General features: G+C 35.4%; 2 pseudogenes. Both read left to right on the top strand.

The features are described from left to right. Nucleotides 1–287 (top strand): annotated as a pseudogene (locus tag PAT01_RS20025) (transposase); the annotation flags it as partial. Between the two features lie 276 nt (nt 288–563). Next, a pseudogene (locus tag PAT01_RS20020) lies at nt 564–812 on the top strand (kinase); the annotation flags it as partial. Between the last annotated feature and the right edge of the window lie 70 nt (nt 813–882).

Here is an 882-nt window from a genome sequence, read left to right as displayed (position 1 = left end):
AAGTAATGCCTAAAGGGCTGCCGTTTGAGCTTAAATCGTACCTTGAACTCGTTGAGCTAACAGGGCGAGTAATGCGAGAGGATAAGCACGGGTATATAGATAATATGACCCTTCCTTTGTTAGAAAGGCTTAATATATCATCAGAAAACTGGTTAAAACTCACCACACAATTTACGCGCATATTTCATGGTGCAGTGGGCAGGCCAGCCTCACAAGAAGGGTATTGCGAAAACTTAAACCGAAAGCGGCGAGCTAATATCAGTAACTGCGCAAAGTTATTCGCTTAGAGCCAAATCACTTTTTGAGCACTCCAACTACATAATGTAGGTTTTTTTGTGGCTGGCATTTGAGCTTTATTTAGTAATACCTCTATTTTAAAACTCAAATTATTTTTGGACAGTTAAAAAACATAAATTCATTAGTTAACTTTAACTTTTTGTAATTCACTTTGTAGAAATTAAGGTGGGTGTCACTTTAAAAAGAAAGGGGCTATGAATGCTATCGTTTTATTAAAAATACCTTCTAATGTTAAACTATAAAAAACTTAATGACTTAATATAGCTATGGCATTTTATCTTCCTCTTTTACAGCCTCATTTTAAACACATTGAAATGGGCGATACGCTAACATCGCTTTGGAGCGGGTGTGGCTGTATTGTCGAGTGCATGCTTGATGCCGAGCCATGTGTTATTAAAGCGATTAAAATACCAAGCTACATAAACCATCCAAAAATTAAGCAAAGCGAATTTGCATTAAAGAGAAAGCAGCAGTCTTATAAAGTTGAATATAATTTTTATAGGTTATACAGTAAATAAACAAGACACCCATCTTAAATTTTGCACTTAACGCAATTAGAGGCTAGCTTTTGTTTAGTGCAAAAAA

This window comes from Pseudoalteromonas atlantica (assembly GCA_007988745.1).
Taxonomy (GTDB): domain Bacteria; phylum Pseudomonadota; class Gammaproteobacteria; order Enterobacterales; family Alteromonadaceae; genus Pseudoalteromonas; species Pseudoalteromonas atlantica.
This window is presented reverse-complemented; position numbering and strand designations above follow the sequence as displayed.